Here is a 14,774-nt window from a genome sequence, read left to right as displayed (position 1 = left end):
TACTGCAATTACTTACTGGGCGATGAATCCACCGTCCACAACGAATTCGGCACCCAGCGCGAACTTGGATTCGTCGCTGGCCAGATAGATGCAGATCTCGCCGATGTCCCGGGGCTCGCCGATATGGCCCAGGGGCGTCAGCTTGCTCATCCTGTCTTCAAGGCTCTGGCTGATCAGAGGGGTCTTGATGAATCCAGGATGGACCGAGTTGACGCGAACGCCGTAACCGTTGTTGGCGGAATCCAGGGCGGCGGACTTGGTCAGCAGCCTGGTGCCGCCCTTGCTGGCGTTGTAGGCTCCGGCCCGGCTCAGGCCCACGAAGCCCTCGATGGAGGAGATGTTGATGATTGATCCGCCACGGCCCTTCATGACCCGCATGCCATGCTTGGTGCCCAGGAAGGTCCCGTTCAGGTTGATGGCGATGATCTTCTTCCAGTCATCGTAGCTTTCCTCGTCCATGGTGACGCCTTTGTCGCCGACACCGGCATTGTTGACCACGGTGGTCAGCTGGCCCAGCTCCTTCTCAACGGTGTCGATGGTGGAGACCCACTGATCCTCATCGGTCACGTCCAGGGTGTGGAAGACGACCTGCCCGGGGTGCTCCTGCATAAAGCTGCGGGAGGCATCGCTCTCCTTGATGTCGGTAAGGGCCACCTTGGCTCCCTCACGGACGAAGCATTCGGCTATGCCCACGCCCATACCGCCGGTTCCTCCGGTGATGATGGCTACCTTGCCTTGTAGACGATCAGTCATATCCACTCCTTTATAGAGATGTGCTGCCGTATTCCATCCTATGGGATGGCATGCCCACGCTATCGATCGATGAATCCCAGTCCGAGCAGGAAGGCCCTGGTCTGCATGGGATCCTTGAATACTGCGGTGTTGCCTAGGATCCGTTTGCAGACATCGCCCAATTCCCGGCGTATGGCCGAACGAATCTGTTGAGGATCGCGTGATCCCCCCAGCATGGCCGTCAGCTCATCCCACTGATTGCGGAATTCTTTCAAGGACCCTGGAAGATCCTCGCCATCTTCCAGGGCCCGGGCAAGTCTCGTCAGCTGCGGCACCAAGCGACCTGGCAGAACGAAGAGACCCTGGGCTTCGATTAATCCGATGGGCTCCTGCTTGATGGCGTAGAACTCAGGATGAACGTGGAAGATGCCGTCCGGATACTGCTCGCTGACCCCGTTATTGCGCAGAATCAGGTTCATCTCGTATCCCCGCTCAGTGATGAGCGCACTGGGTGAGAGCGCTGATTGACGGCCCCGGGGACCCTGTGGGCGGATGTTGAGAGCTTCGTCTGAGTAATCGATCCAGCCACGCCGGATCAGGTCGCTTACCTCGATGATGGCTTCCCGATCATGATCTATCAGGCGGATGGCTGTGCCTGGCCAGTCCGGAATCTCGATCAGCATGCCAGACGTGCCCGGCAGGGACATGGCCATTCTGGCTGGCGCCTTATGCAGGGGCAGGATTTCCCCTCCGCCCTGGTAGTGGTCGTGGGCCAGCACCGACCCGCCGATTCCCGGCAGGGCGGCATTGCATCCCAGGAAGTAGCCTGGGAAACGATCCACGAAGTCCAGAAGATTGCCAAAAGTCTCCCGGTCCACACGCATGGGTCTGTGTTCGGCGTTGACGCAGATGCCGTGCTGGTCGAAGTAGCCGTAGGGGGAGAACTGCCAGAACCAGGGATGACCGCCAAGGGTCATGCCCAGAGTGCGCAGGGTGCTTCTGCCTCGTCCGGCGAAGCCTTCGTTGGTTCTGCATATGGTGCATGCCGGGTAACCGCTGCCGACCCGATTGCCGGCTGCGGCCTTGGCCATGGTGCGGAACTCGGGTTTGGCCTGGTTGATGGTGATGATCAGGCCCTGGGATTCGAACCTGGGGTTGCGATCCAGGTCGGTTTTTTTGATGTAGGTCGATGCGATCCCGTAGTCATAAAGCCAGCGCATGGCGGCCATGGATCCCTTTTCTGCCTCGACGGCGGCGAACCTGTCGGCCACCTGGGATGGGGAACGTGTGATCTGGCCCATGAGGCGATCAGTGACTGCCGCGTCCTGATCAGCGGTGAACACACCTGCGGCGTGGGCATCCCGGCAAAAAGCCGCCAGCAAGTCGGTGATCTCTTCGGCTGTGGAGCCTTGGCCTGTCGATTGACGGGCGGAAGCCCGGTCGCTGGGAACGTAGGAGTCCAAATCCAGCAGTGCCAGCAGGCGATTGCGCGTCCAGTCCGTGTCGCGTTCGTCCAATTCCAGATGTCGGCGGGCAAAGTCCAGAAGGGCATCCAGGTCTGCATCCAGGGTAGGTTGTTTTTCGGATTCCTGTGGATCGGTCCGTGGGATCATCTGGTGTCCTCCATGATTTGCCTGACCATGCTGGAAGTCTGATCTGTGGATTTTTCCATCTGACGGGCCAGGGTCACCTGCGTACGACAACGCACCAGATTGTGCTCAGGATAGGCGACGGCGAAGTAGGTGTCCCCTTGCAGGTAGTCGGTCAGGAATCGCATGCCGCATTCCTCGGTCATCAGCAGGGCGCTCAGGGGAAGCAGCCGGGCCTCCCGATCGGTGATGCTTGAGCGGACTGCTCCGATGAACCCTTGGGCGTAGGCCTGGAAGAGATTGGTGTCAAAGTGCACCTTTGCCAAGTCCTGTTCGTCCTCCAGCGCAGTGGAGGCCCCGAAGCGGATGGAATCCCCGAAGTCGAAGAGCATGGAGCCGGGCATGATCGTGTCCAGATCGATGATTGCCCTGGCTTGGCCGGTGGTCTCGTCCATGAGAATGTTGTTGAGCTTGGTATCGTTGTGGGTCACTCTCAGGGGGATGGTTCCATCTGCCAGGCCCCCCATCACGGTGCCGTAACGATCCGCGCGTTGTCGGAAGAAATCAATCTCCTCCAGGCATTCCCTGACCCGGCCTAGACGGTCGGCCTCGACAGCGGTCATCAGATCACGAAAGCGTTTGGGTGTGTCATGAAAATGGGGGATGGTCACGTTCAGTTGGGAGGCATCGAAGCCGGCAAGATAATTCTGGAAACGTCCGAAAGCGTCTCCGGCATTGCGAAAGACCTGGGGGTTGGGCACCATCTCATAGGATCGCGTGTGCTCGATGAATTTGTAGACCCGCCAGGCTCCTTGGTCGCTTTGGTACCAGGAGGCGCCCTGATCGGTGGGCACGATGTCCAGGGTCTCCTGCCCCTGCGAGCGCAGGAAGTCGGTGACCAGCTCGATGTTGTGCATCAGGGCCGCAGTGTCGGGGAAAACCGTCGTGTTCATCTGCTGCAGAATGTACCGATGTCGGTCGGTCCTGGCCAGGTAGGTGACATTGATATGCCCGTTGCCGTAGGGGGTGACGTCCTCCAGGTTGCCCTCCACGGCGAAGTGTTCCGCCACCTGACGCGGTGTGCTCTCATCGATCCTCATGATCCCTCTTTTCCGAAGGCAGCGGCTGCCAGACTATGGCGGAGGGTTCCAGGTCAAGAACTCGGCTTGTTCCATCAGGAAGACGGATTTCGGTCCTCTGCTCCATTTCGCTGTTGTTGATTACGCAGAAGGTTCCGGCCTGCGGAAAGACGGCCACCTCGCATTCGGGATTGTCGCTGCTCCACTTCCGGTATTGCTCCTCCTTGCGGGCCGCCCAGAACAGGGCTCGCTCCAGCAGGCGGGCGTTGACTGCCGAATAGGGCAGGCCGGACAGGTATACTCCGCGTCCGCTGCCATAGTCTCGCACGGCCAGCTGGACCTGGCCGCCCTCGGCTTTGAGCAGGTCCGTACGTCCATCGATGGGGTAGGTGTCGAGAATCGGATGGCCGAAGTCAGCACGGGCATCCCTCGGCAGGTCATGCGTGATGAAGTGGTCTTGGACAGGTGGGGAGAAGTGCTTGTCCACGGAAAGCGTCCGGTAACGCTCCTGATCCACGCCGAAGATGTCAGCCAGCTGGAAGAAGCGTCCCTGCCAGTCCAGAGCCGTAGGCTGGCCGACTCCGATCAGGCCGCCGCCGTTGTCCGTCCAAGTGCGCAGGATCCTGATCAGTTCGGGGTTCTTCCAAACCGCTCCGCCGCTGAAAGCGGTGCCTTCCGGCCCGCCGCAGATGATGACGTCGATGTCCGGGTCCACGCCCTGATTCAGCAGGTCGTCAAAGCTGATGAAACGGACGGAGACTCGCATGCCCGAGAGGGCCTCCAGGATGCCGTAGTAGGAGGCGGTCTGCTGGTTGGGCAGGGCGTGGGCCACGGTATAGGCCATCCACGAGCGCATGGCCCCCCAGGAGTTGAGCACCGCCACGGTCAGCTGTGTGGCGGCTGGACGGCTTCCAGTGTGCCGGTGCAGGTCGCGGAACTCCTCGGCGATGGCCGCCACGGTGTCCACGAACTTGGGGAATTTTATCGCCAGTGAGGGGTAGCCGCCGTAGCCCATACGCGATATGGGGCTGCGCAGGATGGCCCGTCGGGCCTTCCTCCAGTTGTCCAAGCCTTCGATGCTGGGGTCGTTGCCTTCGTGGAAGGTATCGGGGAAGAAATATGGCAGGAATCGTCCCTCGGTGTATCGGACACCGGGAATGTCGGCGATCATGCGCAGGGTGGTTCCGTCGCCGACGGATCCGACCACGGCATCCAGTTTGAGATCGGAGAACCCGGGCCGATAAGGTTCGGTGCCGATCCACTGGTCGCCTAGGAACATCATGGCTTCCTTGCCGGCTGCGTGGGTCATGTCGACCATGGTGGCCACATTGGCCCTTACGAAATGACTGATGAAGTCCATCCAGTCGCGCTGTGTTCGGGTGGGGACCAGGAAGGAGGAATTGTAGGAGCCGTCCCGAACGAAGTCCTCGGCCCGTGGGCGGTATCCGTATTCCTTTGAAAAATCCTCGATGGCCCTAGGGCTGACCGTACAGGCGTAGCCCAGCCAGTCGACGATCTTTTCCTGCTGATGCTGGTCGTAGAGCAGCGTGAACTGGTAGAAGAAGGTAGTAAAGCGGACCACGTCGGTGGAGGGGTTGTCCTTCAGCCATCGGGCGAAGGCCTTCATGGCGAAGTCGCGGGTGGCGGGGTGGTAGATATCCAGGGGAATCTGGTGCTCCCGGTCGCCCCAGTCGTTGGTCAGGTGGTTGTACATCTCCACCGGATCCCAGATGATGCGGGCCAGGAAGGTGACCGTATATTCATGCATCGGCATGGCCCCCTCGATGTGGACACGGTCCAGGTCAGGATCCAGATTCCAGGATTCGTCGGGCAGCACCGCGCCGGTGGTCCGGTCTATCACCTCCCAGTATCGGTGGGGGTCGTCATCGCGGTTGGGGGTGAATTGCTGGTCGAAGAAGCCGGCCATCAAATCTATGTCGACCCGCCCGTTCTGGGCCAGGACCCGATCGGTCAGCAGGAAGACCTGTGGCGTCTCGTCCATATGCTCGCGGATCCACTCGTTGTAGCCTCTGGCTGGGAAATAGGCGCTATAGACTTTCTTCCCCAGTCCCAGCAGCTCCCTGTCCAGGCTGGTGCCGTCGGAGTTGCGGATGGCATCCGCCCCCCACCGTCGGCAAAGCTCCTCGGTTTGCTTGACGAAATGCTCCTCGCCAGGCAACGTGAATCGGCCTGTGGTGCTCATATGTCAGCATGCTCCTTCGCAGATGTATGGGTTGGTCGGTGGATGAGCTTCAGCCCTTGACGGCTCCGGCGGCGAGACCGGCCTGCCAGAACCGCTGCAGGCATAGGAAGAGGATGATGACCGGCAGCACGCCCAGCAGGGCCCCCATCATCAGGGCGCCTCTGTCGTTGAATGTGGGCAGGGAGACCATGCCATACAGACCCAGGGTCACCGGGTAGAGCCCTTCGCCGGAGAGCATCATCAGTGGCAGCAGGAAGTTGTTCCAGGTGGCCACGAACAGGAAGAGGAAAATGGTCACCATGGCCGGCGCCAGCAGCCTGAGGACAATGGTGAAGAAGATGCGCGCCTCGCCGGCTCCGTCGATTCTGGCTGCTTCCAGCAGTTCCGTGGGCACCGAACTCTGCGCATATACCCTTCCTAGGAAGAATCCGAAGGGCGAGACCGAGCAGGGAATGATGATGGACAGCATGGTGTTGTCCAAATGAAGGGCCTGGAAGATGGAGTACTGGGGAATGGTCATCAGCGCGGCAGGCATGAGCAGGGATGCCATGACGACGGCCATTGCTATGCCCTTCCCGCGGAAGTTGAATTTAGCTGTTCCATAGCCTGCCATGACCGAGACGATGGTTCCGATCACCGCGGATACGCCTGAGTAGATCAACGAATTGGCAACCCACTGCCAGAATCTGGCATGTGTCCAGCCCAGCAGCTTGCTGTAATTGGTGGCTATGGCGCCGGGCAGGTCTTTGAGGCTCGATGCGAACCAGATGCCATTGCTGCCGATCAGCTGGGAAGGCGACTTGGTAGAGGCGATGACAGCCCAGTAGATGGGGAAGAGGAAGTAGATCAAGGTGATGATCAGGACGGCCACGGTGATGATCTTGGCCAGGTGGGAGGGGCGCATGGAACGTGGCAGTTCCTGGGTGGACCCGCTTCTTGTGTGAAAGATGCGCATTATTCGTTCACCTTCCTTTCGATCCAGGCGTAGAGGAAGGCCAGCACGCCGGCAATCAGGGCCATGACGATGGCGATGGCCGATGCAGGACCATTGCCTTTGGGGGTCAAAGTCCCACGGGAGGTGTTCATGGCCATCATCATGGGCGTGAAGGAGTTGGAGATGCCTGGATCGGCTGTCTGCATGACCTGCGGCTCATTGAAGAGCTGAATGGTGCCGATGATGGAGAGCAGCATGGCCAGCAGGGCGGCGCCGCGCACGTTGGGCAGCTTGATGTGCAGGGCGATCTGCAGGCCTGTGGCCCCGTCGATGCGGGCCGCCTCGTACAAATCATGAGGGATGGCTTGCAGGGCCGCCAGGAAAATAAGCATATTGTATCCGGTGAAGGTCCAGGTGGTGATGTTGGCCATGGATGCCAACACGACCTTGCCGGCGAAGAAATCCACAGTGATGCCCAAGGAGGACAGGCCCTTGACGATGGGTGAGATCTGCGGGTTGTAAAGGAAGACCCAGATGATGGATGCGACCACCCCGGGGATGGCATAGGGCAGGAAGTATCCCAGCCGGAAGGGGGTCACGTGCTTGACCATGTAGGAATCCAGTACCATGGCCAGCGCCAGGGCGGCGATGATCATGATCGGCACCTGAATCAGGGTATAAATCAGCACTCGCCCGATTCCCGACCAGAAGGCGGCCGAGGTCACCACGTACTTGAAGTTGGTCAGACCTACGAATTTATTGACCATGGTTCCGCCCCCATAGGCGCCGCCGCCTGATGCGACATCCTGGAAGAAGCTGGAATAAATGGCATAGATGATGGGGATGATGAAGACCACGATGAACAGGATGCCGAAGGGGGCCATGAAAGCCCAACCCGTGCGTTCGGCCCGTTTCACCGCATCCGAGCGTCCCGTCCTGCCCGGTCGGGCAGCTGACGACCGCCGTGTAGCACTCATTCTGGGTACACCTGTCCTTGTCTTGAAGAGAAAATGGGATTATGGCCGAGCATGTTTGGGGCCCGAAACGCGTTCAACGTCTTCGGGCCCCAAATAGCAGGGATGGTCCCGCTCGGCCCTGATCGTGTCGATTACTTGGCGACGGCCAGGCCGTAGTCCTTGAGGGTGGCTACAGATGTGGTCTGAGCCTGCGAGAAGATGTCGGCAACCTTGGCCTGCCCGGTGGCAGCCTTGGCGGCGGTTTCGGTCATGGCCGCAGCTACTGAGGAGAAGCCCGGCATGTAGGTGAAATCGCCCATGTTCTTGTTGGCAGTGGCGAACTCCTTCATGAGGTCCTGATCGCCGAAGAAGGATGACCAGCTTTCGGGGGTCTTAGCGTCCTCGGTGGTGGCGGCCAGTACCAGGCCCTGGGAGGTCAGGTCCTTGACCTGGGTGTTGAACCAGTTGAGGAACTCCATGGCCTGTTCAGGATGCTTGCTGCCCTTGAGCACAGCGACACCGGATCCGCCGTCGGGGCTGGATTTGCCGGAGTTGCCGAACCAGTCGCCCAGCTGGGCTACGCGCCAATCACCCTTGCCGGTATCACCCATGGTGTCAACGATAAGAGGTGCTTCCCAGGCGGAGCCCACGGTGCCGATGAGCTGGCCGTTCTTGAGTGAAGCATCGAAAGAGGGGTCCCAGCGCGGATTGGTGGGGGCAGCTTTGGCATCCAGCAGCTGCTGGTAAACGTCGGCCACCTGCTTGGAGCCGTCGGTCTGGGTGTCCACCACCCAGGCATCGTTTTTCACGGTGTACCAGGGCTTGGTGGCGCCGGCCAGGCCTGGCATCATGTTGCCGGCCTCGTCGGGCTGGTAGGACATGATGTATTTGCCCTGTGCAGCCGCCTTCTTGGCGGTTTCGATCAGTTCGTCCTTGGAGGTGGGCACTGAAATGCCCAGCTTGTCGAATTCGGCCTTGTTGTAGAAGTAGACCAGCGGGCCGGTGTCCTGCGGCAGGCCGAACATCTTGCCGTCAATACCCATAAGCTTGTAGGCGCCGGGGGAGAAATTGTCCTTGTATTTGGAGGCCTGGGCACTGACGTCCTCCAGCATGCTCTTGGTGTAGACTTCCGGCAGCTCGGCATAGCCCACCTGGGCCAGATCCGGTGCGTTGCCAGCCTTGACATCGGTCTCCAGCTTCTTGATCATCTCGGCCGACTTGCCGTTGAACTTGGTTGCCTTGACCTGAATGTTGGGGTGGGACTTGTTCCACCGCGCGACGATATCATTGACGGGGGTCATGTTCGGCTTGTCCGGCAGCCGGTGCAGGTAGGTGATCTGCACCTTTTCGCCCGACTTGGAAGACGCGCTTTCAGACGAGGACTTAGACGTTCCCGATGAGCCGCAGCCCGACAGGGCTATGCTCAGGGCCGCCAGCGACGTCACCGCGGCAAGTAGTCGTTTTCCTTCGAATATCATTTCCCGCTCCTTTACGGTAAATGGCCGTCGTCGTCACCAGACGACCAGTTTCAGATTAACACATCAGACCTAATTGTCAACACTATTTACAATTCATAAGTCGGCCTTCCTGCCTTGACGGTGAAATCGATTTTCCGGGAATGCTCTTGGTTCTGCCGCCCCCATATTGGTCAAGCTTGACCGTGCCGACTTGTTGAGAAATTGGTATCAGCGTTAATTGCAGTCTAGAGATATTGAAAGGGGCGGCGGGGTACAAGACCTCGCCGCCCCTTTCAGTCAGGGCTATTTTTTATTAGTTAACTTCGTTTCCCCTGACTGCGCCTGGTCAGGAGGAGACCAGTCGTCAGCCCAAGCATGACTACGACCAGCAGGGAGGTCACCGCGACGCCTGTCGCTGATAGCCATCCGTCCTGCCCGTCAGCGTTGGGATGGGCCGGCTTCTGCTGTATATTCCCCTTGCCGCCATCGAGGCCAGAACCATTGCCTGTGCCGGTGATCGGATTCTTTCCGGTATCTGACCCGGTGCCGATACCGCCTATGCCGGTTCCGGGTGTTGCCGGCTGAAGCTTGCCGATGGCCGTCTGCAGATTGGCTGCAGCCAAGGCCACCTGATAGGCCGTGGCCTGCTCGTCGGCCAACACCTGCTTGGCTGCAGCCAGCTTGTCCTGCAAGGTCTTCCAGCTGTCTGGGGTGTAATCGGCCTCCTTGAGTCCGGTAGCCTGATTCAACAGATCCTGCAGCTCGCCCTTGTCTACAGGTTCTGCCAAGGTCGGCAGGGTGCAATCCGTGGTCAGACGGAGCTCGGCTGCCGATACATAATGGTTGGTTTCCGAGCTGCTTTGGCCCGTGGTCTCGAGTGCGGTCAATCTGACTCTGATCACATCGGATACCGGGGTGAAGGAGATCTTCTGCCAGGTAGTCTGCGTGTCGAAGGTGCCGGTTATCTCTACCGGCTCCGACTGCCCGCTACGGGTCAGAGTGATCTTGTAACCTTTGATCTTGCCATTGACCGAATCGCCGCCCGGCCGGGGGAGGTAACGCAGTCCATTGACAGTGGTGGGCTCTTGCAGGTCGAATTGATACCAGGCTGAGCCGTCCTCGAGGGCGTTTGCACCCCACTTGGTGTGCCAGTAAGTTGAGGGCTTGCCATCCTGGGCGTACTCCTTGGGTCCCTCGACGCCGCCTGCATCGGGCTGTTCACTGCCTGCGCTGACTGCATACTTATCCTTGGCTATGTCGCAGCCATCGCTTGCTTGCGACCCAGGTGCCGTGGCCATGTAGTCCTCAAGGGCCGTCAGGATTCCGTAGGCATGTGACCAGTCCTGCGGTCCCGAGCCGTCCTTTTCGATCAGCAGACGGGCCTGATCCACCGTATGCAGGTAGGTCAGCCAAGCCTGGTCGCTGTACTTTGCGCGGCTGTCGTCGAAGCGATCACGCACCTGCTGGAGTTTGGCTCGGGCCTCTTCCTGGGTCTTGGACTTGTCTGGCAACCGCTCGATGCGCAGGTTGTCCAGGACGAAGTCCTGATACCCACCGAAGTTGGCCGCATCGCCGGATGTTCCCTGGCGGTCGGGTGCCTTGTCGGTCGAGTAGATGCCGAACCAGGAGGCGTCCCGAGGTCCGCCAGTCAGCTCGAATTGGTAGTGTGCCGTGGTGCCCAGGGCCTTCTCCAAGGGTTTCAGCTGGGTGCGGGCCGGGTCGAACTCGCCTTGCCCTATGGCCAGAGCGTAGGAGCCGGTGGAGCCGGCCTGGTAGTCGAAGGAGATTCGATAGGTGGCTCCGGTCAGGAACCGGGCATTCTGGGGAATGGTTTGGTAGACCAAGGTGTTGCGTTCGGTAAGCCCGTTGATCTTGATCGACCAATCTCCTTGCAGCACATCGTCCATCTTCTTGACGTCCCAGCCCGCCTGAGTGTAGGGGGCGTGGAGTTCGGAAAGATGGACGCGGTTGTCCTCCACGCCCTCTGCGCCCGAGACCACAAAGGGCCATATGCCTTGGGCGTTGTGCTCGAAGTCATTGGTCAAGGTCTTCACGCCGCCATCTGCGTCGGTTTCCAGACCCTTGTACCCGTTCTTCACCAGGCGCAAATTGTCGAAGTAGGCGGATCCATCACCTTGATGTGAAAGGGTCAGAATCGTCTTGCCCTGATCCGGCGCTGTGAAGAAGACGTACATGTTCTGGAAGAGGCTGCTGCCGTCTATCGTGGCGCAGTTGGTGTTGTGGGGATCGGCCTGTACGAAGTTCCTGGCTATGCTGCGTCCAGTGGAGTTGGTGGCCAGCACCTGGTCACCGTTGCGGACCTCCAGGCGCGCCTGGCCGTCGCTGCGGTTATCCACGCCCACATAGAGGGCATAACGTGCACCAGGCTCCAGATCCTTTATGGTCTGTGCTGATTCGACTCGGCCATCCAGCTTGAGCATAGGATTGCTGGAAGCGCTTTTGACGATGGTGGCGCTTCCGGAACCCTTGGTCTGCCAGTTGTCCTCAAGGCTTTTCTTGCCGCCGTTGAAGCCTGTGTCGACCAAATGGGAACCTGTGCTCCAGGCGACGTCCGGATTGGCCGAGGCCCCGCGATGAACCACGTAGGGGGTCCCCGCTTTGGCGTTCAGAGTGATCTGTCCGTTGACTACGGGTATATCCAACGGGTCGGTCTTGCCCTGGTCGCTCAGTTGATAAACCTTGACTGCGGACAGATCGTGCCAGGAGTCGGGCAGCGTCCAGGTGGTCGTGCCGCCCCGGGTGTTCCAGTGATAGAGCTTCTGGTCACTCACTGATAGGGGCTTGCCTGTCTTGGCATCCCAGAGCCATGGCAGCAGGTAGGACTCGGTTCCTTGGCCACTGCCGTCTCCGGGCGAGACCGCTCCCTGCAGGATGGTTCGGCCGTCCAGGGTGATGGTGCGCTCGCGGTAGGCGGACGACGACTGGTCGTTGGATCCACGGTCAATGATCACTTGGTGGCCCAGGTCGTCCTTCAGGATTATCCGCTCCTGGCCGTTGTTGGCTGAAGAATCCTTGGGGGACTGCTGGTCCAAGGGATTGTTGACCCAGCGAGTGACCTTGAAGTGCTGGATGAACTTGGTGGACAGATCGTGGGTGTAAAGGTTGGCTATGTAGGCATCGTAATCGTTGCGGCCCTGCCAGCCTTCGAAGTCCTTCATGCTGTAGCCGCCTAGAAGTGGGGCGTTGGCTGCGCCCCCGTAAGAGGGGTAGTCGCCGTCCCAGCTGTCCTTCTGGTGGTTGCGAAGGAAACGCATGACCTGGGAGTTCTGCCCCTTGCTGGTGTAGCCCCCGTAGGTCAGATCAGCCGCCCAGTGCTGGAAGGATGCGTCATATTCGTTGGCTGCGCCGAATTCGGTGGCTACTCTCCAGCCGTTGTCGGTAATCATCTTCGAGAGCTTGCGGGTTTCCCAGGAATCCTCGCTGCCGGAGGTCTGATTGCCCCAGACATCCACATAGACGAAGTCCAGATTGTCGCCGACCTTCTTCTTAAGCTCGCCGAACCTGCTTTGGCGGGAGCCTGATGCCAGGTCATGGATACCATCGATGCCGACCGCCTGATCAAGCCAGTTCCAGCCGTATTGGAGGCTGCCGTCGGTCCGGCGGCGGACCAGATCCTCATTGAAGGCCTTGGCCTCCGGGTACATCTCGTCGGCGTTGACATGCACGCCGAAGCGGGCGCCATACTTGGCTCCCTCCTTCATCAGGGTGTTCATGTCCTTGGCCCCGCCCATCCGGGTGCCGATGTCTCCATAGTCCGGGTGGCCGGAATCATGACCCTCGTTGGCGTAGCCCTTGAGCAGGACGGACTGACCCAGTCCATCGGTGTTGAGAGCCACCTTCTTCACATTGTCCAAGGTGCTGAGGAAGGGATTCTGGGCCTGACTTCCGAAGTTCATGGCAATACGCCAGGAAACCAGATCAGGCACCTCCTGGGCCCCGTAGGGGTTGTTCATGATGGCTCGATAAGCGATGGCCCCGTCCTGCCAGTCGACACTGCCGTCCTGATTTTCGTCGCCTGTGATGGCCACGGCCATCTTGGGCATTTCGGTCTGCTCAACAGTGAACGCGCGGTTCTTGGAGTCCCGAACCTGACGATGGTAGTACCAGGCAGGGCTGGACAGTCCGAGGGATGTCGATCCATGAACGCTGCTGACGTCTGTGAGCACGCGGGTGTTCCGAGCGCCTCCGGACATTGAGCTGCCCGCCGTAGTGCCGTCATGTTCGCTGTTGCTCCATAGTCCGGCGCTCAGTGATCCTCCTGAGACGAATCCATAGGCGTAATCAGACCTGTTGGGATTGACTGTGGTGTCGTCAGTGACGGGGAAGGTGGTGTCGCCGGGTACCTGGGTGTTCGAGGACATGCGTGCACCAGTGAATTGAGCTCCGTCCTGATCGCTGCTGACGGATACCAGATCCTGCCCGGGCAGGGCTATGGTCTGGATGGGGTGGTCTTTTCCGGCAGCGTTTTCGATCTTGGTGATGTCCAGGTGCAGGGTGTTGGCCTTGAGCCAGAGGACCGCTGTCACTGTGGCATCGATATTCTGGTCGGGCTTTTGGGCGCGAAGCTGGTAGGTGGCCTTGTCTGTTCCCTGCTGGGTGAAAGTCACGTCCGAATCATTCAGATCCATGTCTATGCCATTGATGTTCAGACGACGCAGATCCTCGTGTCGGCCGTACATGACCCTGTTGTCCAGCTTGGTCATGGTGTACTGAACCACTGAGGGGAAGTGCTTTCTGACCTGTACGCTCATCTCTGGGGTGCTCAGGGTGACCTTGGCCTCTGGGGTGGCTTTGTTCAGTTGCAAGGATCCCAGGTCCAGGTCGGCACGGTCCACCTGTATGTCCTTAGTGATGTCCTCGTAGCCCTGCTTGCCGATTTGCAGGGTATATTTGCCTGATTTGATCTGCCCCAGGGTGAAGGCGCCTTCGGCGTCTGTCAATGTCGAAGCTCCCGTCAGATGGACCTTGGCTCCGGCGATGGCTCCGCCGTCTGCATCAACGATTCGCCCGACGACCGAATGCAGATCAGCCGGGTCTTCTTTGAGCTTGAGCGTGACGTCAGTGATCTGGTTTTGGTAAACACCAGCCTTCATGGCCAACCTTCCGGTTAGCGCGCCAGCCATTGGGCCGTAGTCGACATCCTCGAAAGCAGCACGTCCGTCCACGGTGAGTCCTGCGCGCTGACCAGTCCAAGTGATTCCTATCGTGGTCGGGGTATCCTGGGCCGGTGCCGGAAGTCTGGTTCCCGTGTACCACTGGCCGTCCCCGCCGTAGCGCTGCCAGAACCAGCCGCCCGAGTCATAGCCGATGAAGAGACCGGAGTTGGGATTGGCATACCCGAGGTAGAACCCGAACCTGTTCTCAGTGCCAGGCTGGGGTGAGCTCATGGTCAAGGTCAGAGCTCCTGGGCTGGTGAAGTCGTAGGTGGTGGCGTCCAGGGCGATGGCCGGGTACTGCTCGCTGGCTGTCGTGGAATTGCCATTGGCGGCTGAGGCCTTGAAGTGCAGCCAGCCATTGGACTTTTCCAGCACCTCGCCGCCTTTGGTGGTGGAGGAGTCCAGAGTCCATTTGTGGTCTGCAGGATTGACGGGAGTGATCCGTGGATTGGTGCCAGCAGCTCTGGTTTTTGTCCCTGATCCTGTTGCCAGGGTTGACGGAGCATTGGCTTGGTAGGGCTGACTCCCCGTGGTTGCGAAGGCCGGATCCGCGGCCCCTGCGGTGGCCAAGGCGAATACAGTCGCCAGGGCCATGGATATGATGCGTTTCATATTCTAGACAAGCCTCCTTGCCGTCTATGTGATGA

8 protein-coding genes are annotated in these 14,774 nt (G+C 59.7%); all 8 read right to left on the bottom strand.

Annotation, left to right across the window (positions count from 1 at the left end; translation table 11 throughout):
* Positions 1-12: 12 nt before the first annotated feature.
* The 8 genes from H3U90_RS02525 to H3U90_RS02490 all read right to left on the bottom strand — a co-directional run bounded on the left by H3U90_RS02525 (position 13) and on the right by H3U90_RS02490 (position 14,739).
* Positions 13-753, bottom strand: a complete 741-nt coding sequence (locus tag H3U90_RS02525) for an SDR family oxidoreductase (protein ID WP_198176909.1) — start codon at positions 751-753, stop codon at positions 13-15.
* A 59-nt stretch (positions 754-812) separates the two neighbouring features.
* A complete protein-coding gene (locus H3U90_RS02520; RefSeq protein ID WP_198176908.1) occupies positions 813-2,345 on the bottom strand; it encodes a galactose-1-phosphate uridylyltransferase in 1,533 nt (510 codons plus the stop codon).
* On the bottom strand, positions 2,342-3,421 hold the full coding sequence (locus tag H3U90_RS02515; protein WP_198176907.1) for a phosphotransferase enzyme family protein: 1,080 nt from the start codon (positions 3,419-3,421) through the stop codon (positions 2,342-2,344). The genes H3U90_RS02520 and H3U90_RS02515 overlap by 4 nt, the downstream gene beginning before the upstream one ends.
* On the bottom strand, positions 3,408-5,603 hold the full coding sequence (gene gnpA / locus H3U90_RS02510; protein ID WP_198176906.1) for a 1,3-beta-galactosyl-N-acetylhexosamine phosphorylase: 2,196 nt from the start codon (positions 5,601-5,603) through the stop codon (positions 3,408-3,410). The genes H3U90_RS02515 and gnpA overlap by 14 nt, the downstream gene beginning before the upstream one ends.
* 49 nt (positions 5,604-5,652) lie before the next feature.
* Positions 5,653-6,558, bottom strand: a complete 906-nt coding sequence (locus H3U90_RS02505) for a carbohydrate ABC transporter permease (protein WP_198176905.1) — start codon at positions 6,556-6,558, stop codon at positions 5,653-5,655.
* A complete protein-coding gene (locus H3U90_RS02500) occupies positions 6,558-7,514 on the bottom strand; it encodes a carbohydrate ABC transporter permease (protein WP_198176904.1) in 957 nt (318 codons plus the stop codon). The genes H3U90_RS02505 and H3U90_RS02500 overlap by 1 nt, the downstream gene beginning before the upstream one ends.
* Positions 7,515-7,645: 131 nt before the next feature.
* Positions 7,646-8,971 carry an ABC transporter substrate-binding protein gene (locus tag H3U90_RS02495; protein ID WP_198176903.1) on the bottom strand — a complete coding sequence of 442 codons (1,326 nt, stop codon included), beginning with the start codon at positions 8,969-8,971 and terminating at the stop codon, positions 7,646-7,648.
* A gap of 296 nt (positions 8,972-9,267) precedes the next feature.
* Positions 9,268-14,739: an endo-alpha-N-acetylgalactosaminidase family protein gene (locus H3U90_RS02490; RefSeq protein ID WP_198176902.1), complete on the bottom strand. Its 5,472-nt coding sequence runs from the start codon at positions 14,737-14,739 to the stop codon at positions 9,268-9,270.
* Positions 14,740-14,774 lie beyond the last annotated feature (35 nt).

Origin of the sequence: Bifidobacterium sp. W8103 (assembly GCF_016100775.1) — a bacterium.
Taxonomy (GTDB): Bacteria; Actinomycetota; Actinomycetes; order Actinomycetales; family Bifidobacteriaceae; genus Bombiscardovia; species Bombiscardovia choladohabitans.
Note: the sequence above shows the minus strand (reverse complement) of the source record. Positions and strands in the feature narration are given on the sequence as shown.